This window comes from Priestia sp. YIM B13489 (assembly GCF_042787645.1).
Taxonomy (GTDB): domain Bacteria; phylum Bacillota; class Bacilli; order Bacillales; family Bacillaceae_H; genus Priestia; species Priestia megaterium.
The window spans coordinates 718,817-737,743 of the sequence record NZ_JBHZOQ010000053.1; the positions used below are offsets into that span (position 1 = coordinate 718,817).

At 40.4% G+C, this 18,927-nt stretch carries 18 protein-coding genes; 1 reads left to right on the forward strand and 17 read right to left on the reverse strand.

The window, feature by feature from the left end; all coding sequences use genetic code 11:
* Positions 1 to 9: 9 nt before the first annotated feature.
* The 13 genes from smc to ACFX4W_RS09650 form a co-directional block, all read right to left on the reverse strand.
* On the reverse strand, positions 10 to 3,570 hold the full coding sequence (smc, locus tag ACFX4W_RS09590; protein ID WP_043976459.1) for a chromosome segregation protein SMC: 3,561 nt from the start codon (positions 3,568 to 3,570) through the stop codon (positions 10 to 12).
* Positions 3,571 to 3,647: 77 nt separating this feature from the next.
* Positions 3,648 to 4,394, reverse strand: a complete 747-nt coding sequence (gene rnc / locus ACFX4W_RS09595) for a ribonuclease III (protein ID WP_013058904.1) — start codon at positions 4,392 to 4,394, stop codon at positions 3,648 to 3,650.
* Between the two features lie 181 nt (positions 4,395 to 4,575).
* Positions 4,576 to 4,809, reverse strand: a complete 234-nt coding sequence (gene acpP / locus ACFX4W_RS09600; protein WP_013058905.1) for an acyl carrier protein — start codon at positions 4,807 to 4,809, stop codon at positions 4,576 to 4,578.
* 138 nt (positions 4,810 to 4,947) lie between these two features.
* Positions 4,948 to 5,688 carry a 3-oxoacyl-[acyl-carrier-protein] reductase gene (gene fabG, locus ACFX4W_RS09605; RefSeq protein ID WP_013058906.1) on the reverse strand — a complete coding sequence of 247 codons (741 nt, stop codon included), beginning with the start codon at positions 5,686 to 5,688 and terminating at the stop codon, positions 4,948 to 4,950.
* Between the two features lies 1 nt (position 5,689).
* Positions 5,690 to 6,634: an ACP S-malonyltransferase gene (fabD, locus tag ACFX4W_RS09610; RefSeq protein WP_043976457.1), complete on the reverse strand. Its 945-nt coding sequence runs from the start codon at positions 6,632 to 6,634 to the stop codon at positions 5,690 to 5,692.
* Between the two features lie 3 nt (positions 6,635 to 6,637).
* A complete protein-coding gene (gene plsX, locus ACFX4W_RS09615; protein ID WP_028410795.1) occupies positions 6,638 to 7,642 on the reverse strand; it encodes a phosphate acyltransferase PlsX in 1,005 nt (334 codons plus the stop codon).
* Positions 7,643 to 7,662: 20 nt separating this feature from the next.
* Entirely contained in the window at positions 7,663 to 8,226 is a 564-nt protein-coding gene (fapR, locus tag ACFX4W_RS09620) for a transcription factor FapR (protein WP_013058909.1), read from the reverse strand.
* Positions 8,227 to 8,727: 501 nt separating this feature from the next.
* Positions 8,728 to 10,776: an ATP-dependent DNA helicase RecG gene (gene recG / locus ACFX4W_RS09625; RefSeq protein ID WP_025750343.1), complete on the reverse strand. Its 2,049-nt coding sequence runs from the start codon at positions 10,774 to 10,776 to the stop codon at positions 8,728 to 8,730.
* Positions 10,769 to 11,656, reverse strand: a complete 888-nt coding sequence (gene sdaAA, locus ACFX4W_RS09630) for an L-serine ammonia-lyase, iron-sulfur-dependent, subunit alpha (protein ID WP_013084817.1) — start codon at positions 11,654 to 11,656, stop codon at positions 10,769 to 10,771. The genes recG and sdaAA overlap by 8 nt, the downstream gene beginning before the upstream one ends.
* Positions 11,657 to 11,754: 98 nt before the next feature.
* A complete protein-coding gene (gene sdaAB, locus ACFX4W_RS09635) occupies positions 11,755 to 12,417 on the reverse strand; it encodes an L-serine ammonia-lyase, iron-sulfur-dependent subunit beta (RefSeq protein ID WP_013058911.1) in 663 nt (220 codons plus the stop codon).
* A 212-nt stretch (positions 12,418 to 12,629) separates the two neighbouring features.
* Positions 12,630 to 13,658: a PTS sugar transporter subunit IIC gene (locus tag ACFX4W_RS09640; protein WP_016765419.1), complete on the reverse strand. Its 1,029-nt coding sequence runs from the start codon at positions 13,656 to 13,658 to the stop codon at positions 12,630 to 12,632.
* A gap of 196 nt (positions 13,659 to 13,854) precedes the next feature.
* Complete coding sequence (locus tag ACFX4W_RS09645; RefSeq protein WP_043976452.1) at positions 13,855 to 15,522, reverse strand: DAK2 domain-containing protein; 1,668 nt, start codon at positions 15,520 to 15,522, stop codon at positions 13,855 to 13,857.
* A gap of 16 nt (positions 15,523 to 15,538) precedes the next feature.
* The gene (locus ACFX4W_RS09650; protein ID WP_013058913.1) at positions 15,539 to 15,901 is read right to left on the reverse strand and encodes an Asp23/Gls24 family envelope stress response protein; all 363 of its coding nucleotides are present in this window, start codon (positions 15,899 to 15,901) and stop codon (positions 15,539 to 15,541) included.
* Between the two features lie 314 nt (positions 15,902 to 16,215).
* On the opposite strand from ACFX4W_RS09650, the gene rpmB reads away from it, so the two are divergent.
* A complete protein-coding gene (gene rpmB, locus ACFX4W_RS09655) occupies positions 16,216 to 16,404 on the forward strand; it encodes a 50S ribosomal protein L28 (protein ID WP_013058914.1) in 189 nt (62 codons plus the stop codon).
* A 57-nt stretch (positions 16,405 to 16,461) separates the two neighbouring features.
* Here the strand turns inward: rpmB and spoVM are convergent, their stop codons facing one another.
* The 4 genes from spoVM to rsgA form a co-directional block, all read right to left on the reverse strand.
* Complete coding sequence (spoVM, locus tag ACFX4W_RS09660) at positions 16,462 to 16,542, reverse strand: stage V sporulation protein SpoVM (protein ID WP_016765421.1); 81 nt, start codon at positions 16,540 to 16,542, stop codon at positions 16,462 to 16,464.
* Positions 16,543 to 16,621: 79 nt separating this feature from the next.
* On the reverse strand, positions 16,622 to 17,269 hold the full coding sequence (locus ACFX4W_RS09665) for a thiamine diphosphokinase (protein ID WP_043976450.1): 648 nt from the start codon (positions 17,267 to 17,269) through the stop codon (positions 16,622 to 16,624).
* 116 nt (positions 17,270 to 17,385) lie between these two features.
* On the reverse strand, positions 17,386 to 18,042 hold the full coding sequence (gene rpe, locus ACFX4W_RS09670; protein ID WP_013084822.1) for a ribulose-phosphate 3-epimerase: 657 nt from the start codon (positions 18,040 to 18,042) through the stop codon (positions 17,386 to 17,388).
* 2 nt (positions 18,043 to 18,044) lie between these two features.
* Positions 18,045 to 18,926 (reverse strand): ribosome small subunit-dependent GTPase A, encoded by an 882-nt coding sequence (rsgA, locus tag ACFX4W_RS09675; protein ID WP_013084823.1) that lies wholly within the window; start codon positions 18,924 to 18,926, stop codon positions 18,045 to 18,047.
* Between the last annotated feature and the right edge of the window lies 1 nt (position 18,927).

Below are 18,927 nucleotides of genomic sequence, written 5' to 3' on the forward strand. Positions count from 1 at the left end.
TTCTATGAGTTAAACATATTGCTTTGATTCTTCTAAACGAACAGAGACTAATTTCGATACGCCAGATTCTTGCATTGTCACACCGTACAGTACATCAGCTTCTTCCATTGTACCTTTTCGGTGAGTAATAACAATGAACTGTGTTTGATTACTAAATTTGCGTAAATACGTAGCGAAGCGATGAACGTTTGCTTCATCAAGCGCTGCTTCCACCTCATCTAGCACACAAAACGGCACCGGACGTACTTTCAAAATAGAAAACAGGAGAGCAATGGCTGTTAACGAACGCTCGCCGCCTGACAGCAACCCTAGATTCTGCAGTTTTTTCCCAGGAGGCTGGGCAACAATTTCCACACCTGTATTTAATAAATCTTTCGGATCTGTTAATTTTAAATCCGCTTTTCCTCCTCCGAATAGGGAAGAGAACACTGTACCAAATTCATTGCGGATACGAGAGAACGTATCAGAAAAACGTTTCTTCATTTCCTCGTCCATTTCTTCAATCACTTGATACAGCGTATTTTTCGCTTCGTCAAGGTCCGCTCGCTGCGTATTTAAAAATTCATAGCGCTCTGAAACGCGTTCGTATTGTTCAATAGAACCTAGGTTTACGGTTCCTAATTCATCAATTGCCAGCTTAATGAGCTTGATTTTTTTCCTTGCTTCTTGAATATCTAATGTTAAAGGATATTTTTCTTTTGCTGCTTCAAAGCTAATTTCGTACTCTTCTGTCAGCTGCTGCAGACGGCTGTCTAGCTCTACGTCAATTCGATTGATTTTGACTTCTTCATCTTTTAAAGCATCCGTAATTTGTTTGTACTGACGCTGCAGCTCTTTTACAATCCTCTCTTCGTCTTCAAGTTTATTCTGGGCTTTCAACCGCTCTGATCTGCAGTCATCCATTAATTGTAACGTTTCTGTCTTTTCTTTTATTCGCTCATGCGCCGCTTCTTCGAGCTGAAGTTCACCCGAGTCGTTGCTCGTGATTTCACTCGTTAAAAGAGAAAGGTCATCTGTAGCTTCAGACAAACGCTGAATGGTTTGATCAAGTTCAAAGCACACTCTTTCATATTTTTCTTGCTGATTTGCGAGGAACTGTTCTTTTTTCGCAAGAAGGACTTTTACTTCTGTAAGCTCATGTTGAACCGTTTCTTTAGACGTTTGCTGTGTATGCTTGCGTGCAGCTAACTCTTCAATGTTTTTCTCTAATACATTTGCCTGCTGCTGATTTCCTTGCAAACTTGTATGGAGCTCATCAATTCGAGCAGACAAGCTCGTCTGATCTTGTCTAAAGCTAGCAATATCATGATCGTACATGGTTAAGCGGTCATTCACTGCTTTTTCTTCGATGTCAATTTGCTTTACTTCTCGGTCAGATTCCTGCTCTTTGTCTTTCAAGCGTTCCACAAATGCCTGCTGTTTATTAATTTCCTGCTGAAGCTCCTCAATCTGTGACTTTTTATCTTTCACATCTTGCTCGAGCACAAGCGTCTTTTGTTCCATCTCTTCTATTTTTGCCGTAATGGCTTCCACTTCACGCTGACGGCCTAACAAAGAGTTAGACTTTTGCTTCATTGAACCGCCTGTCATCGAACCACCGGGGTTGACGACATCTCCTTTAACGGTCACAAAACGATAGCGGTGCTGCACAAGACGGGCAAGTTCATTTGCACCTTTTAAATCATTGACTACAATAACGGTTCCAAGCAAATTTTTAATAACTCGGTCGTAGGTAGCTTCGTACTTAACAAGAGATGAAGCGATTCCTACATACGCTTCATGGCTCTCTAGCATAGAAATAGTTTGAGCGGGAACATAACGGTCTTTTACAGACGTCAGTGGTAAAAACGTAGCTCTCCCGTAACCATTTTGTTTCAAAAAGCCAATTGCCTGACGTGCACTTTGTTCGTCTTGAACGACAATATGCTGAGCTGCTCCTCCAAGGGCAATTTCAAGCGCTGTTTCATACTCTTTTGGCACATTAATTAGCTCAGCAATCGCGCCTTTGATACCTGCAAGCTTCTCATCACGCGCTTTTAATACTTCTTTTACACCGTGAAAATAACCTTCATAGTCTTCTTGCATCTCTTCCAGCATTTCTTTTCGTGATTTTGTCTGCTGTACGTACTGATAAGCTTGATAAAGAGTAGACTCTTGTTTGCGATAGGCTTGCCTTAATGACTCAAGCTTCTCTCCTTGCTGCTTATACACTTGTACAGCCTGCTGAAGCTCTTGACGAAACTGAGCAAGCCTTTTGATCGCCGCTTCTTTTCGCTGCGTTAATTCACGGCGCTGTTCTACGTATTGCTCGTTGGATTTTGTTAAACGCTGCTCTTTTTCAAACGTTTGCATTTTTTGCTGCTCTAAAAATGAAATTTCATTTCGGGCGGATGTTTGAGCGTTCGCTAATTCAAAATACTCGCTTTTCATCTGTTCAAGTTTTTCTTCTAGATTCTCGCTGTACTGCCTGAACAGCTGTTCCTGCTCAGTAAGCTTCAGACGTATCTCTTGTACTTCTTTTTGAGATTGCTGAAGATCTTTTCCTTCACTGTCTTTTGCTTTACTTAGCTCTTGATGCTTATGAGTATACTCTTTTACTAAACGTTCCAGCTGCTCTTTATTTTGAAAGGCATTTTTCTTACGCTCTTTTAATACTTCTTTTTTGCCTTCTAGCTTTTCTACTTCTTCACTTACATATAGTAGTTTTTTATGTAAAGAGTCTAGTTGTTCATCTATTTGCTGAATGTGTAAACGAAGGGTCTGGATTTCTCCTTCACGCGTGCGAATATTCGTCGCGAGAGATTCTTCAAGCTGCTCGTGCTGAGCCATTTCAGCTTTTAATTTTTCCCATTTCTGATGAAGATCTTCAACTTCAAATACCGTAACAGCCACATCAATGTGCTCTAATTCTTCTTTTTTCTGCAAATAATCTTTTGCAATAGACGATTGAATCTGTAAAGGCTCTAACTGGCCTTCAATTTCATGAAGAATATCTACCACTCGATTTAAATTTTCTTGCGTTTCGAGAAGCCGGAGCTCCGCTTTTCGTTTACGCGTTTTGTATTTTAATACACCTGCAGCTTCTTCAAAAATTTTACGGCGCTCGTCAGATTTACTGCTTAGTACTTCTTCTACTTTTCCTTGACTGATAATCGAAAAAGCTTCTCTTCCAAGTCCTGAATCCATAAATAAATCGACAATATCTTTCAAGCGGCACGGCTGGTTGTTAATAAAAAATTCACTGTCTCCTGAGCGGTACACGCGCCTTGTAATACTAACTTCATGGTAGTCAAGCGGGAGAAACTGGTCATCATTTTCCAACGTCAGCGTTACGTCAGCCACGTTTACCGCACGGCGTGATTCGCTTCCCGCAAAAATAATGTCCTCCATTTTCCCTCCACGAAGCGATTTGGCTGACTGTTCTCCAAGCACCCAGCGTATGGCATCCGTAATGTTGCTTTTTCCGCTTCCATTCGGTCCTACTACCGCCGTTACACCTGGCACAAAATCTATCGATACTTTTTCTGCAAACGATTTGAACCCTGCAATATCTAATCGTTTGAGGAACATAGAAATCCCCCCTCACACTTGTAATCTTTTCATAGCAAATCCCCCTTTATAACGAATACGTTAAGAGGGGGATCATTTTATTTCGTTTGACTCGCTCTAATTTTCGTAATAGCTACTTGAGCTGCTTTTTGCTCTGCTTCTTTTTTCGAACGGCCTACACCAACGCCGAGCTCTTCACCATTTAACGATACGCGAGATAAGAATTCGCGATTATGCGCTGGACCTTTTTCTTGCAAAACTTTGTATTCTAATTGTCCAACTCCATCACGTTGAATCACTTCTTGAAGCTGGCTTTTGAAATCCATCACATGAGAAAAAGCACCTTCATTAATTTTTGGAAAGACAACTTTTTTTAGAATCGTTACTACCGTATCAAGCCCTTGGTCTAAATAAAGAGCTCCTATAAATGCTTCAAACACATCGGCCAGTAAAGCCGGTCTAGATCGGCCGCCTGTCATCTCTTCACCTTTTCCAAGTAACACTAGTTTACCAAAATCCATTTCATTTGCAAAAGTAACAAGCGACGGTTCGCACACAACTGCTGCACGAAGCTTCGTTAACTCACCTTCACTCATCGTTGGATATTTTTTAAATAAAAATTGTGATACGGTTAGCTCTAATACAGCATCTCCTAAAAACTCAAGACGCTCGTTGTCTTCATACGGTCTTCTGCGATGCTCATTCACATAGGATGAATGTGTAAATGCTTGAAAAAGAAGCGCTTCATTTGTAAACTGAATACCAATTTCCTTTTGAAACTCTGCAAAATTTTGCTTGAATTTCACGTTCATCTTTCGATCTCGATTTGAATATTGTTTAGGCATAAAATACCTCCGCTTACCTGCTTCAATTGTTTCGTAGTTTTTTCCTAACATCTCTCATTATAAAACGAGGTATCCTAAAAGATACACTACCTTTTCAAAAAAAAGAGGTCTTTTTTTGAAATTCTTAAAAAGAAGAGAAAGCCCCGCTGTTTAACGGGGCTTTTCATACATATACTACAGATTAAATTTGGCTCTGTATGTAATTAACTGCATCTCCTACAGTTGAAATTTTTTCAGCTTCTTCGTCAGAAATTTCGATATCAAATTCCTCTTCAAGCTCCATTACAAATTCAACTACGTCTAGAGAGTCAGCACCTAAGTCTTCTTTGAAACTAGATTCTAGTTTCACTTCACTTTTGTCTACACCAAGACGATCAACAATGATTGTTGTTACGCGTTCTAGTACCTCTGCCATTGTTCTTCACCTCCCCTCAAGTCATTATAGATGATTTCCATCTAAAATACTATGGTTGAATAATAAAGTTTATCGGTCGCCTAGTAAACGTCCCTTTGTACTTTATCACCAAATTACACTTTTCGTAAAGTGCCTTTTTTACATCACCATTCCGCCGTCAACGTGAATCGTTTGACCCGTAATATAACGGCTTGCATCTGATGCTAAAAACGCAACTGCGTTCGCAACATCCTCAGGCTGGCCAAAGCTTGCAAGAGGGATTTGCTTTAACATTTCCGCCTGCACTTCTTCATTCAATTTATCCGTCATGTCTGTTGCAATGAAACCAGGAGCAACTGCATTCACTGTAATATTGCGGCTCGCTAATTCTTTGGCAGTTGTTTTTGTTAAACCAATCACGCCTGATTTTGCTGCTACATAATTTGCTTGTCCAGCATTACCGCTGACGCCGACAATTGATGAAATATTAATGATACGTCCTGCGCGCTGCTTCATCATTTGACGAGTAACTGCTTTTGTACACAAAAATACGCCTTTTAAGTTTGTATTAATAACATCATCCCATTCGTCTTCTTTCATACGCATAAGAAGATTATCACGTGTGATGCCCGCGTTGTTCACTAAAATATCTACTGAACCAAATGTAGAAATCGCTTCTTTTATCATTGCTTGTACAGAATCACTTTCTGCCACATTTGCTTGTACAGCAATTGCATCCGTTCCTAATCCTTTAATTTCATCCACAACTTCAAGAGCTTTCGCTTCGCTGCCAGAATAGTTTACAACTACTTTAGCACCAAGCTTTCCCAGCTCAATTGCAACGGCACGACCAATTCCGCGAGAAGCGCCTGTTACAACCGCAACTTTCCCTTGTAACATGTTATTCTCCCCCTTTTAGTGCGTCAATCGTTGATTTTAATGATGTAAGATCATTAACAGCATACACAGCCGCACGGCGATTTACTTTTTTCACAAGACCTGATAATACTTTTCCTGGTCCAATTTCAACAAATGTATCTACACCTTCTGCAAGAAGTGTTTCAACTGTTTCTTCCCATCTCACTGGAGAATACAGTTGTTCCACTAGCTTGTTTTGAATATCTTGACTGTCAGTAACCGGCTTTGCTGTTACGTTTGCTATGACTGGAACTTTCGCATCGCTAAAGCCCACTGTTTCTAGCGTATCACGTAGTTTTTCAGCGGCTGGCTTCATTAAACTAGAGTGGAACGGACCGCTTACCACTAGAGGAATCACACGTTTTGCACCTTTTTCTTTGGCAAGAGCTCCTGCTTTTTCTACGCCATTTACCGTACCTGAAATAACAATTTGACCCGGACAGTTAATATTTGCAAGCTGAACAGCGTCGCCTTCGCTTGTAATTTGAGCGGTAACGGCTTCTAGATCTTCCGCTGACATGCCAAGCACTGCTGCCATTGTACCTTGACCTGCTGGTACAGCTTCGTCCATATAGCGACCTCTTTTGTGAACAGCAACAACGGCATCTTTAAACGATAAAACCTCAGCAGCCACAAGCGCACTGTATTCTCCTAGACTGTGACCCGCAACAAAATCGGGTGTAATTCCGCTCGTTTTAAATGCTTCAAGCAGCATTGTACTCGTTGTTAAAAGAGCAGGTTGAGCGTGATAAGTTAAAGTCAATTCTTCTTGAGGCCCTTCAAAAATAATGTTTGAAAGACTGAACCCTAAAGCTTCGTCAGCTGTATGAATCAGCTTTTTCGCTTCCTCTGTTCCATCATATAAATCTTTTCCCATACCAACAGTTTGTGACCCTTGGCCTGGAAAGATAAAAGCAATTTTCCCCATTTCTTATCTCTCCTTTTCTTCATTAGCAGTTTGTTCGATGGCTTTTTGAATAGTGGAAGACACATTGTTTTCCACCATATTCACAGCTTGCTTAATCGCGCTAAATACTGCATTCGCATCCGACGAACCGTGCGCTTTGATAACAGGCGCATGCAATCCAAACAGCCCTGCGCCTCCATATTCACTGTAATCCATTTTCGCTTTTAACCCCTGCAGCTGAGGCTTTAGCACCGCTGCGGCTAACTTGCTTTTTAACGTGCTCATTAATTCTTGTTTAATCATAGAAAACAAAGAAAGCGCCGTTCCCTCAATGCTCTTAAGAGTCATATTCCCTGTAAAACCATCTGTTACAACCACATCCGCTACGCCGTTTAGCAAATCACGGGATTCCACGTTGCCTACAAAATTAAGATCAGCATTTTTTAGCAGCTGAAAGGCTTGCTTTGTTAAATCATTTCCTTTTTTATCCTCAGTTCCAATGTTCAGCAGTCCCACTCTAGGAGCTTGAATGCCGCGTACTTTTTCGGCATACACAGACCCCATCACAGCGTACTGGAGCAAATGTTCAGGCTTGGCATCAACGTTTGCACCAACGTCTAGCATTAAAAAGCCTTTTCCATCTAGTGTCGGAAGCGTCGGAGCAAGTGCTGGACGTTCAATGCCTTTGATGCGACCTACAATAAAAAGTCCCGCTGTCATTAACGCCCCTGTATTTCCTGCTGAAATACAAGCATCAGCACGACCTTCGGCTACTTCATTTGCCATTAATACCATAGATGCTTGTTTTTTACGGCGCACAGCTCGCACTGGCTCATCAGTTGCATCAATGGTTTCTTCTGTATGAATAATCGAAATACGATCTGAATTTGTTAAATATTTTTTTATTTCTGATTCGTTTCCAATTAACGTAATATGTAATTCTTTAAATTGAGCAGTAGCTTTTTCTACACCTTCAATAATGGCTTTCGGTGCATGATCTCCGCCCATTGCATCAATAGCTAGTTTCATGTTGCGTCTCATCCTTTTTATTATTTATCCTTTGTAGAACGATACATTTTAAAAGTGCCAGAGAACACTTGCTCTTGCCCTACATAGCTGTTTACCTCAACGGTGGTTCGCACTTCACTAGTTGACAGAACTTTCGCTTTTGCTATCACTCGTTCATGAAGCTTAACAGGGCGATGATAACGGATCGACGCATCTGCTGTGAGCGCTAGTTCGTTGTTAATAACAGCGACAGCTAACGAATTAGCTTGCGCAAAAAGGTGGTGACCACGAGCGATTTGATTACGCTGAAACACATGCTCTGTTTTCACATCAAAAATAGATATCGCTGATTGATCTAGTTCAATGTCGATAACTTCTCCAATTACTTCTTCAATCGGAAGCGAACGCACTTCCTCGTCTAGTTGTTTTGAAGCTACATGCTTAATACGTTCTCGCAGTTCAGGAATCGACAACTCTAGGCGGTCTAATCGAATTGTTTGAACGCTCACTGAAAAACGGTCTGCTAGTTCTTCATCCGTAATAAATGGGTTTTCTTCAATTGTCGTTTTTAATAGCTGCTGTCTTTCTTTTTTACTGCGCTTCATTGTCCACCATCCGAACTTTTAATACTAGGTACTAATAGCAGTATATAATCATTGCCTTCTAATTGCAACATTTTTCACATGCTGTATTCTGTGCATTGACGTCGTATTAATGGCCACCAGCGGCTAACTCTTTCACTCTAAGCGGCTTTTTATCTTTATAGACGAAAAGAGATTGAGACATAACTAGATCACTCCAATCTAAAGATGAACAAATGGGGTAAAGGAGCTCGTATAGATTGCTTGTTACACCGCTACGGATTTCCGTGCAAGACTTCGCTTTCCGCGGCCGGCCGGTGACCCTCCTCGTCTCTTACGCTTCTGCGGGGTCTCATCTATTCCGCTTTCCCCGCAGAAGTGCCTTGCCCTTCACTTAACAGTTAGAAGCACCTATATCCCCGTCACATACATGAAATCTACGTTCATCATCACAATGAAAAAAATCCGAACGATTGATCGTTCGGATTTTCCTTCAACTAAACTACTTTGTTTCAGTCTCTTTTACTAATCAAATTTTTCTCCAGTCAATACGCCCGTTGCTTCTAGTTGTATTCTCAGCAGTGCAAACTGATCTTCTGTCCAAAAGCTGTCGGAATTTACAAGCTTAGCAGCATCTTCTCGAGCTACTTCAAGCGCACGGTAATCGTGCACCATATCGGCTACTTTAAACTCAGGCATCCCGCTTTGTTTTCTTCCAAAGAAATCACCAGGTCCACGAAGCTCTAAGTCTCTTTCTGATAATACAAATCCATCGTTTGTTTCCGTCATAATGGTCATTCGTTCTTTTCCAACTTCTGATTTCGGATCCGCGAGCAGAATGCAATACGACTGTGCATCTCCTCGTCCTACGCGTCCTCTTAGCTGATGAAGCTGAGATAACCCAAAGCGCTCTGCATCATAAATGACCATCACGGTTGCATTCGGAACGTTCACTCCAACTTCTACAACCGTTGTTGATACTAAAATCTGCACGTCATTTACGCTAAATTGTTTCATCACTTCTTCTTTTTCATCAGGTGACAATCTTCCGTGCATGAGACCAACGCTTGCTTTTCCATTAAAATAGTGAGTGAGTGTTGCATGTACATCAATTGCATTTTGAACATCCAGCTTGTCCGATTCTTCAATCAATGGGCAAATAACGTAAGCTTGTCTGCCGTCATGTATTTCTTTTTCAACAAAATGTAAAATACGTTCAAGCATATCATGTTTTACCCAGTATGTTTCAATTGCCTTACGTCCTGCTGGCATTTCATCAATAATGGACACATCCATTTCTCCAAACACCGTAATAGCAAGAGTTCTCGGAATAGGAGTCGCCGTCATAAACAGTACATCCGGACTCTCTCCTTTTTCACGTAAAACCCGGCGCTGCCCAACTCCAAAGCGGTGCTGTTCATCCGTAATGACGAGCCCTAAGCTATTATATATAACTTCATCTTGAATTAAGGCATGTGTACCTACTAATACATGAACATCTCCGTCTTTCACTCGCTGAAGCAGCTCTCTTCTTGCTTTTCCTTTAACAGACCCTGTTAGCAAGCCTACGCTGATTCCTACCTTTTCAAGCATCGCAGTCAATGACTCAGCATGCTGTTCAGCTAAAATTTCAGTCGGTACCATTAAAGCACCTTGATGCCCTGCTAAAACAGTGGCGTATAAAGCAACCGCTGCTACGACTGTTTTACCAGACCCTACATCACCTTGCAGCAAGCGATTCATGCGATAAGGCGATTTCATATCGTGCGTAATTTCGTTTACTACACGTTTTTGAGCGTTTGTTAACGGAAACGGCAGCAAGTTCGTGAAGTTTACCAGCTCAGTTGAATCAAATGCTTGCTTCATTCCAGGTGTTTCTTCTCTTTCGCGCTTTCTAAGCGCCTGCATTTTTAATTGAAAAAGTAGAAATTCTTCATAGACAAATCGGCGTCTTGCTTGTTTTAAATCTTCATGATCACGAGGTAAGTGAATACTTCTAACCGCTTCTTCACGCGTTACTAGTTTGTATCTAGAACGAATAGAGGCCGGGAGCATATCCTGAATGCTGCTGCCATAATTCTTCAACGCAAGAGAGACGAACTTCCGCATTCCTTTGACCGTTAAGCTGCCTTTAACCGAGTAAACAGGCTCAATCGTTTGATTTTTAACAAACGGAGAAAATTGAAGCTCCTGCAAGTTAATCGTTTGCCGATGCTGATCCCATTTCCCCGTAACCGTAACAGTTTGATCGATTTCTAACTTTGATTTATAGTAAGGGCGATTAAAACAAGTAACCGTAATCAAATAGCGGTTTACTAGCAGCCGAAACGTAAGGCGCGAACGTTTTTTTCCGTAATACGTAAGCGAAGGGACGCTGTGAACCTTTCCTTCTACGGTGACCTTTTCGTCGTGCTTTGCTTCAGCCAAATCTTTTAGCTCATAATCTTCATAGCGGTATGGGAAATGTTCTAACAAGTCATGCACACTATGAATATGCATATCCTCTAATGCCTGTGCTGTTTCCTCTCCAATACCTTTAATGGTTTTAATTGAAATAGTTGTTAGTTCATTCACTTTTATTTAATGCAATACCAAAGATCTTCGCTTCAAGCTCGCGACCTGTTGGTGTTGCCGCTAAGCCTCCTTGTGCAGTTTCTCGTAATGCAACCGGCATTGTTTGACCAATTTTATACATAGCATCAATGACTTCATCACATGGAATACGACTTGTAATGCCTGCTAAGGCCATATCTGCTGCAATCATTGCATTCGCCGCTCCCATTGCGTTTCGTTTCACACATGGAACTTCTACTAGTCCCGCTACTGGGTCACATACTAATCCTAGCATATTTTTGAGAGTAATTGCCATTGCTTCAGCTGCCTGACTCGGTGTACCTCCTGCCATTTCAACAATTGCTGCCGCTGCCATACCTGAAGCTGAACCAACTTCTGCTTGACATCCGCCTGCTGCTCCTGAAATAGACGCATTATTGGCTACAACAAACCCAAAAGCACCTGATGTAAATAAAAATTCAATCATTTCTTTACGAGTTGGGTTTAGCTTATGCTGCACTGCAAACAGCGTTCCTGGCACTACCCCCGCAGATCCAGCAGTAGGCGTTGCACAGATTGTCCCCATTGCCGCATTTACCTCGTTTGTCGCTACAGCTTTGCTGACTGCATCTAAAATTAAATTTCCAGATAATGATTTTCCACTTTGAATATAGTTTTGAAGCAGCACTGCATCTCCACCTGTTAAACCTGTAACAGACTGTACCCCTTTTAAACCGCGTTCAACCGCTTCTTCCATAACCGTTAAGTTCCGGTCCATTTTTTCCATAATTTCTTCACGAGTAACTCCCGTGATATCTATTTCCTGTTGAATCATAATCTCTGCAATTTTTACATTTTGACTTTCTGCTAATTCTACTAGTTCTGCTACGTTTCGAAACATAGTAACCTCCGCTATCATTCTGTCTTATTTTCACTTTAGAACCATCTATAATCACCCGGCTTCAGTTATTCTCTCAAGCCGTTCCTATTCGCTCTATCCTACTCAACCATTCTTGTTACTTGAATAATGTGAGGCAATGTTTTTAACTCTTCAATTACATCATCTTCAATATTCGTATCCATTTCAATTGCCATGAGCGCTACTTCTCCGCGCTCTTTGCGAGATACTTCCATATGTCCGATATTAATTGAGTGTTTCATCAAAATATTCGTAACGGTCGCAATGGCACCAAATCGATCATTATGCACAACGAGAATAGCTGGATTCATGCCTGATAAATTTAACTCAAATCCGTTCAGCTCCGTAATTTGAATTTTTCCTCCGCCAATTGAAATTCCAACAACTTCAATTTCCTTTAATCCGTCGCTCATTTTGATGCGAGCAGTATTCGGATGATCTGTGATTGCCGCTTCCTCAACAAATGTGACGTCCATTCCTTCTTTTTTAGCTAAGTCCAAAGATTGCGGAATACGCTGGTCGAACGTATCAAAATCTAAAATACCGCCAATCAGCGCTACGTCTGTTCCGTGCCCTTTATACGTTTGAGCAAAAGAACCGTACAGTGAAACCACAACTTTTGTGGGCTGCTTGCCAAAAAGCGTTCGTGCAACGCGTCCAATACGCGCTGCACCAGCTGTATGTGAGCTAGATGGTCCAATCATTACCGGACCAATAATATCAAAGACAGATTTATATTTCATAAGGATTTTCCCCCTGCTATTTAGACATTGTTATTACTTATATGTTACTTGAGCTTTTGACTTTTTGGAAGCTTTGTTTCACGCTCTTAAAAAATTTAAAAATTCTCATTTTTATTAGGGACTCACGCACAAAAAAAGCGGTATATTTATCCATAAAAATAAGATAAGCACACCGCTTTTTTTGCTATATTATGCAGGAAAAGATGAATTACTTAAGCTGCTTCTTGCTCGGAAGCTACATCGTCTACTGTTTTAATTTTAAAGTTTTTAAAAACAACTGAACCTATAAACCCAGCTAATGCTCCCGCTAGTGCGCAAAGTACTGCACAAATTGTGACCTTCATAGGGTCATTAAACCCAAACATCACTGCAAGTCCTGCGATTGGCGTTGCCGTGCCTGCAGCATCATTTACCAATCCGAACAGAGCCACAACCACACCGGCTAGTGCACCTCCAACAAAGTTTGTAATGTAGATAGGAATCGGATTTGCTGAAATAATATTCGCTTGTGTTAAAGGTTCAACTGCAACTGAAATGGTTGTACGACGATCCCCAATTTTTAATCGATCAAACAGCACATAGTTCATGAAAGAAGAACCAAACACAGCAAGAGCTCCAATCGCCATAGGCAATCCCGTTAACCCTAGCATAGCCGTTAAAGCCATTGAGCTAAGCGGAGCCGTTGCTACTACTGTAATAACTCCCCCTAAAATAATTCCCATCAAAATAGGGCTAGCACTTGTTGTGTCTTTGATAATTCCTCCAATATTTAAAAGCGTCGCATCTACAATAGGTGAGAATGCATTACCAATTAATCTTGTTAAAGGTGCCGCAATTAAAATATTTCCTAATAAATCGAGACCAGCAGGTGCCTTTTTCTCAATAAATTTCACTACAAATGCCATGAGGTATCCCGCAAAAAATCCAGGGAGCAAGCCTAGACCTGAACACACCACCCCCATCATAAGAGCATATACAGGAGATACGCCTAACGCCAAAGCAACTAATGCTGCCGCCGCAACTCCTCCCATTCCTCCTGCAGCCTTTCCAACTTCACCCAAGAATGAAATACCTAGTAAATCTCCTCCTACATATGACTGAAAGGCCTCTACGAGAAACGCAGCTACCGCTCCGCTTGCCAGAGCCCCCATTGCTTTCATGCCATAAGGTGCCTTGTTGCTAAACAACCAAAATAAAAATAAAACTAATAATAATAAACCTGTTCCTTTTAAAATATCCACTGTTGTCTCTCCTCTCATGCTGTTTTCTTTCACATTTGACTTAATCAGTTTTCAAAACTACCATATAAACGGGTTCTTTTCAACTAATATACCTAACATACCGAACGATTACAACACTTAATAATAAAATAGTTCGTATTTATCTTAAAAAACACCAAAAAAGAAGCGCCCCTCGGGAGGGGTGCTTCTTTTTTGGTTATTCAATTGCAAAAATGTAAGAATATAAAGGTTGATCTCCTTTATGAAGCTCTACCTCAACTTCTTCAAACGTTTCTTCTACAAACGATGTTAGCGCTTCAGCTTCATCGTCTGAGACATCCTCTCCTTGAAGAATCGTAAGGATTTCCGCTTCGTCATCGATCATATAAGTCAATAGCTTTTTTGCTGCTTCTAATTTCTCTGAATCTTTTACAACGATTTTCTTTTCGGCAATACCCATAAAATCGCCTTTAGCTAATTCAAGACCATCAATATTTGTATCGCGAACTGCATACGTTACTTGTCCTGTTTTCACGTGCTGTAGAGCTTCTGTCATTACTTCCTCGTTTTCTTTTAAGCTTTGCTGAGGATTAAATGATAGCAGCGCTGTCATTCCTTGAGGAACCGTTTTAGACGGGACAACCGAAACGTGACTGCCGGCAACAGCAGCCGCTTGGTTAGCAGCCATCACAATATTTCCGTTATTAGGTAAAATCAGTACCTGTTCAGCATTTGTTTCTTCAATCGCTTTGACAATATCCTCCGTACTTGGATTCATTGTTTGTCCGCCTTCAATGACAACCGTTGCCCCAAGGCTCTTGAACAATTCAGCAATTCCTTTTCCCATTGACACAGTAACAATGCCAAAGGGCTGTTTTTCAGCATTTTTTACTGCAGGCTTTTCTTCACCTGAAACAATGGTGCTATGCTGTTCTCTCATGTTTTCAATCTTCATTTTAATTAAACTTCCGTACTGCTGCCCGTAGTTTAACACTTCTCCAGGATGCTCAGCGTGAATATGAACTTTCACAATTTCATCATCAGATACTACAAGCAATGAGTCGCCCCATTTACTTAAGTCTTGACGAAACGTTTCTTCAGAAAATGTTTTAGCTGCAGGCTTATCCTCTTCCAGCCTTACCATAAATTCTGTACAATAGCCAAATTCAATGTCTTCTGTATTCATATGGCTTTGTGCATGCTTATGATGCTCAGCATTTACGAGTTCATTCATCGAAGGAGCTGACATGGGTACACCCGGAAGTTTTTCACCTTTTAATTCAGCTAAAAACCCTTCATAAATTAAAACAAGCCCTTGACCTCCGCTATCCACTACGCCTACTTCTTTTAACACGGGTAAAAGATCTGGCGTGCGATTTAACGAAGCATTAGCTTCCTTAAGTACTTCTTCCATGAACAGAATCATATCAGATTGCTTTTTAGCAACAGCCGCTGCTTTTTTAGCAGTATCCTTAGCTACTGTTAAAATGGTTCCTTCGATTGGTTTCATAACAGCTTTATAAGCAGTTTCTACCCCAAGCTCAAGAGCTTCAGCAAACTCAACTGTTGTAATCGCTGACTTTTGCTCAACCGATTTCGCAAAACCGCGGAATAATTGAGATAAAATAACTCCTGAATTACCGCGCGCCCCCATCAATAAGCCCTTAGACAAAGCTTGACTCACTTGGCCGATGTGATCAGATAGTTTATTTTTTACTTCTTTAGCACCAGACGTAATCGATAAGTTCATATTTGTTCCAGTATCACCATCTGGTACAGGAAAAACGTTCAGCGCATCTACATAATCTGCATTGTTAGATAGATGCTGGGCTCCTTGAAGCACCATTTCTCTAAACCGCTTTCCGTCCAACGTTGTCATTGACACGAATCTTCCTCCTTAATTAAACGTTCGTTACACGAACACCCTGCACATAAATATTTACTGAATCAACCGTTAAACCAACCGTTTGTTCCAGTGTGTATTTTACTTTTGTTTGCACATTATGAGCAATTTCAGAAATTTTTGTTCCATAGCTTACGATAATGTACATGTCGATATGTACGTCATCCTCTTCTTGTCTTACCACAATACCTCGTGTAAAGTTTTCTTTGCGAAGAATTTCTGTAAGACCATCTTTAAGCTGATTTTTTGAAGCCATTCCCACAATCCCGTAACAATCAACAGCTGCTCCTCCAGCAATTGTTGCAATTACATCTGTAGAGATATCAATTTGACCATACTTCGTTTTCATTTCGATGGACATACTCGTTCCCCTTTCTACTTTCATAGGTTATAAATATTCTACTATAATCAATCTCGTTTTAAAAGAGGCGTCCAGCTTGTCCCTTTTAAAGATGACAGTATTAGGTATCAACTTGTCTTAAAATAAGTAATAGCCCAAGTTATACCTATTTCTACTCTCTATATTATTGAACATAGATTCATTTTATATGTCAAGGAAAATTTCTTGAAAGCTTTTCTCCAGAACTATTGCATTCTCTGTAAGGCTGTGATAAATTAATATAGTATTTCTCAAAACAGAATTGAGTAGTTTTTTTGGTGTTAGGAGGGAAAATCATGGCACGCAAATGTGTAGTAACTGGTAGAAAAGCTCGTTCAGGTAACGCACGTTCTCACGCAATGAACGCTACTAAGCGTAAATGGGGTGCTAACGTTCAAAAAGTACGTATCTTAGTGAACGGTAAACCAAAACGTGTGTACGTTTCAGCTAGAGCCCTTAAGTCTGGTAAAGTTCAACGCGTTTAATCTTTATAATGAAAAAGCACCATATTTTATGGTGCTTCTTTTATTATTCCGGCGTTGTTAATCTTTTTTGAACGAATTAAGCATGACCTTTACGATGCCACCTAAAAACTTTGGAAGTTTGATTGTATAGAATTTCATACTGTCCCTCCTAACCGTCTCCACACTTTATCTCCTTTTAAAGAAAGCCCTATGTCCTGCTCTCATTTTCCATGCTTCATCACAAGCAACGTTTATCATTGCTTCTTACCATCATTAATATGCCTTTTGTAAATGAAAAAGTACCTCTTTGTTGAATAAGTTCATTGCTAATACATAAAGTTGAGCCGAGTTCTACTTCATGCTTATTGAGCGGGTATTTGAAACCTTCTAGCGTAAGCTCTTTTACACCGCCTGCAAAAGGAACGAATGAAATATAGTGAAACTCCTTTAAACGATCAACATGATAAGTGCCTGGTTCAAACAATTGAATGATATTTTGATTGTCAATCATTTTTACATTCGCTTTCTCTTTTAACCCTTTATACAGGAGCTGAATGCTTCCAAACATGTGGTCAAGCCTTCCACCTGTTGCTCCAAAGATACAAATACTTTCCGGTTTTTGCCCTATTGCCCACTCAAAAGCAAGTTCCAAATCCGTTGCATCTTTTTCTGCAGGATACAATTCAACATCTTGTAATGCTTCTCTCACTAGCTTAAGCTGTGCCTTTGTAATGGAATCAAAATCTCCAAATGCTTTTACCGGCAAAATGTCTTGCTGAAGAAGAAGGAATACGCCGCGGTCTACTCCTACCCACTTTACATCGTTTGACTGGTGCAGGGGCGGCATATGTTCATCCGGTCCCCCTGCTAGAATATGAATTTTCATTATGTATATGCTCCTTTTCTATTAAAAAATGAACGAAATAAATATGTTTTCTTTATCCTAAGAGAAAAAGCTGCTGTGTACAAGTTCTACTCGTTGTACACAGCAGCTTTTATTACTTACGCTTGAACAGTTGTGCGAATTTGACTAATTGCGCCAGCTCGGTCTTCTTGGTTATAAATAGCTGAGCCAGCCACTAAGACATTTGCTCCTGCTTCCACACATTTTCTTGCTGTTTCTTCATTAATTCCTCCATCAACCTCTACTTCAATAGAAAGGTGACGAATTTCAATAAGCTGAGAGATTTGCTCAATTTTCGGCAGTACATTTGGAATGAAGTTTTGCCCTCCAAAGCCTGGGTTCACCGTCATTAATAAAATAAGATCGATATCTTCTAAGATATGCTTTACCACGTCAATTGGCGTTGCAGGATTTAAAGCAACGCCTGCTTTCATGCCGTGCTCTTTGATTAATTGAATGGTGCGGTGCAAATGAGTACACGCTTCAGCATGTACCGTTAAAATATCAGCACCTGCCTTTGCAAACATTGGAACGTATTGATCTGGGTTTTCAATCATTAAATGCACATCTAAGGGCAGTGTTGTGACAGGGCGTACAGCCTCAACGATAAGCGGTCCAATTGTAATATTAGGAACAAAATGGCCATCCATAACGTCGATATGGATGTAGTCTGCTCCACCTGCTTCAACTTCACGAATTTCTTCAGCAAGCTTTGAAAAATTGGCAGATAAAATGGAAGGTGCGATTTTTGTCATTTTTAATACCTCGGCTTTCTTTGCTTAATTTCCTCAATAAATTGCAAGTAATGTTCGTAGCGATAACTCGGAATTTCTTTTTGTTCGTATGCTTCTTTCACCGCACATTTTGGTTCTTTCACATGCAAACAACCTCGAAATTTACACTGTTCACTCAAACGCGACATTTCAGGAAAACAATGGGTTAACTCTTCTACTTCTAACGTTAAAAATTCCAGTGAGCTAAAACCTGGCGTATCGGCTACTAAACCTTCACCAAACGAAATCAGTTCTACATGACGTGTTGTATGCTTTCCTCTTCCAAGTGACATTGAAATATCATTTGTCTTTAACTCAAGCTCTGGTTTAAGTGTATTTAACAGTGAAGATTTACCTACACCTGACTGTCCGGCAATAACCGTTACGCGATCTTCAAATAACGGCTGAATTTGTTCCATGCCTTTTTCTGTGACTGTCGACGTTAAAATGACCTCATATCCTATTTTACGATATTCTTCGGCATATTGCTCGATTTCTTGCTTTTGCTGCTGTGATAAAAGATCTACTTTTGAAATACAAATAATAGGTTCAATATGATTAGACTCCACTAACACTAAAAATCGGTCAAGAAGCATCGTGCTAAAATCAGGTTCAATCGCTGAAAAAACAAGCAGCGCCTGATCAACATTTGAAATTGGGGGACGAACTAATTCATTTTTACGTTCTTTAATTTCAAGTATATATCCTTCAAGCTTATTTTCTGCCTGAAATACTACATTGTCACCGACTAAAGGCGTTACTTTCTTTTTACGAAAAACACCTCGTCCTCGACATTGCGTTACTTGTCCGTCATGAAGAACATAATAAAATCCGCTAAGGGATTTAATAATTCTTCCTTCTGGCATA

What these genes read in the sequence shown, in the direction of transcription:
- smc (WP_043976459.1), bottom strand. Translation starts at nt 3,570, where the DNA reads ATGTTCCTCAAACGATTAGATATTGCAGGGTTCAAATCGTTTGCAGAA.
- rnc (WP_013058904.1), bottom strand. Translation starts at nt 4,394, where the DNA reads ATGCCTAAACAATATTCAAATCGAGATCGAAAGATGAACGTGAAATTC.
- acpP (WP_013058905.1), bottom strand. Translation starts at nt 4,809, where the DNA reads ATGGCAGAGGTACTAGAACGCGTAACAACAATCATTGTTGATCGTCTT.
- fabG (WP_013058906.1), bottom strand. Translation starts at nt 5,688, where the DNA reads ATGTTACAAGGGAAAGTTGCGGTTGTAACAGGCGCTTCTCGCGGAATT.
- fabD (WP_043976457.1), bottom strand. Translation starts at nt 6,634, where the DNA reads ATGGGGAAAATTGCTTTTATCTTTCCAGGCCAAGGGTCACAAACTGTT.
- plsX (WP_028410795.1), bottom strand. Translation starts at nt 7,642, where the DNA reads ATGAAACTAGCTATTGATGCAATGGGCGGAGATCATGCACCGAAAGCC.
- fapR (WP_013058909.1), bottom strand. Translation starts at nt 8,226, where the DNA reads ATGAAGCGCAGTAAAAAAGAAAGACAGCAGCTATTAAAAACGACAATT.
- sdaAA (WP_013084817.1), bottom strand. Translation starts at nt 11,656, where the DNA reads ATGTTTCGAAACGTAGCAGAACTAGTAGAATTAGCAGAAAGTCAAAAT.
- sdaAB (WP_013058911.1), bottom strand. Translation starts at nt 12,417, where the DNA reads ATGAAATATAAATCTGTCTTTGATATTATTGGTCCGGTAATGATTGGA.
- ACFX4W_RS09650 (WP_013058913.1), bottom strand. Translation starts at nt 15,901, where the DNA reads ATGTCCATCGAAATGAAAACGAAGTATGGTCAAATTGATATCTCTACA.
- rpmB (WP_013058914.1), top strand. Translation starts at nt 16,216, where the DNA reads ATGGCACGCAAATGTGTAGTAACTGGTAGAAAAGCTCGTTCAGGTAAC.
- spoVM (WP_016765421.1), bottom strand. Translation starts at nt 16,542, where the DNA reads ATGAAATTCTATACAATCAAACTTCCAAAGTTTTTAGGTGGCATCGTA.
- ACFX4W_RS09665 (WP_043976450.1), bottom strand. Translation starts at nt 17,269, where the DNA reads ATGAAAATTCATATTCTAGCAGGGGGACCGGATGAACATATGCCGCCC.
- rpe (WP_013084822.1), bottom strand. Translation starts at nt 18,042, where the DNA reads ATGACAAAAATCGCACCTTCCATTTTATCTGCCAATTTTTCAAAGCTT.
- rsgA (WP_013084823.1), bottom strand. Translation starts at nt 18,926, where the DNA reads ATGCCAGAAGGAAGAATTATTAAATCCCTTAGCGGATTTTATTATGTT.